The organism is Hoeflea sp. BAL378 (genome assembly GCF_000759435.1).
In the GTDB taxonomy this organism is placed as follows: Bacteria; Pseudomonadota; Alphaproteobacteria; order Rhizobiales; family Rhizobiaceae; genus Hoeflea.
The window spans coordinates 1-471 of sequence record NZ_JRJG01000190.1 but is presented as its reverse complement, the minus strand read 5'-3'; the positions used below and the strand labels follow the sequence as shown (position 1 = coordinate 471).

General features: G+C 64.1%; 1 protein-coding gene. It reads left to right on the top strand.

Annotated elements, in window-relative coordinates; translation table 11 throughout:
* Positions 1–471: UxaA family hydrolase (locus tag LL06_RS24580; protein ID WP_035533309.1), on the top strand; the 471-nt coding region annotated here is incomplete at both ends.

Sequence of the window (471 nt, the reverse complement as noted above, 5' to 3'; positions counted from 1 at the left end):
GCGAGGCGGTCGCCAACAACATCAAGGGCACGCTGGCGCTGCCGCACGCCTATGGAAGGCTGCAGTTCGGCGAGGACCTGGATCTGCATTTCCGCACCATGATCGGCACCGGCTCGAACCCGAACGTGGCCGCCGTGGTGGTGATCGGCATCGAGCCGGGCTGGACCAAGAAGATCGTCGACGGGATTGCCGCCACCGGCAAGCCGGTCACCGGCTTCTCGATCGAGCAGAACGGCGATCTGAAGACCATCATGAACGCCTCGCGCGTGGCCAAGGAATATGTCCACTTCGCCTCCGAGCTGCAGCGCGAGGAATGCTCGATCTCCGAGCTCTGGATCTCGACCAAATGCGGCGAGAGCGACACCACGACGGGGCTCGGCTCCTGCCCGACGGTCGGCAACATGTATGACAAGCTTCTCCCCGAAGGCATCTATGGCTGCTTCGGCGAGACCTCGGAGATCACCGGCGCCG